This is a genomic window from Rahnella sp. BCC 1045 (assembly GCF_019049615.1).
GTDB lineage: Bacteria > Pseudomonadota > Gammaproteobacteria > Enterobacterales > Enterobacteriaceae > Rahnella > Rahnella contaminans.
Window position 1 is genome coordinate 1 of the sequence record NZ_JAFMOZ010000018.1, and the last position, 436, is coordinate 436.

The 436-nt window shown below is 55.3% G+C and carries 1 protein-coding gene; it reads left to right on the plus strand.

Annotated elements, in window-relative coordinates; all coding sequences use genetic code 11:
• Positions 1–308: 308 nt before the first annotated feature.
• The coding region (gene rpmB, locus J1782_RS26495; protein WP_217151883.1) for a 50S ribosomal protein L28 at positions 309–436 on the plus strand (128 nt) is incomplete at its 3' end.

Here is a 436-nt window from a genome sequence, read left to right on the forward strand (position 1 = left end):
TCCCCAGAGCGCGCGAAAACTCGGGCTGCTCCATCCGCTCCTTGAGTCCGCCTAACACACGCTGCCATAGCGCGCGTAAAGCCGGCCCATCGATCTGCGTCTGCCCACTTATTTGAAACACACCTTAAGTATTGCAAAAGCTGGGGCCTCACGAGGGTTACATCGCACCAGAAGACACTCCGACGTGAAACAGGCGACAAATGACCGCGGAGGTTTGGAGGCAGCAGTAAAATCAGTTATTCTAGACAAGTTGCTAAAAGCTTTAGCGAACTTTTTCCACTGTCGGCCATTAATTGTAAGGAGAAACCGTGGCTGCTACCTGCGAAATCTGCGGCAAGGGACCCGGCTTCGGGAAGTCCGTTTCGCACTCTCACGTGCGCACCAACCGCCGTTGGAACCCGAACATTCAGCGCGTGCGCGCCGTTGTGAACGGTAC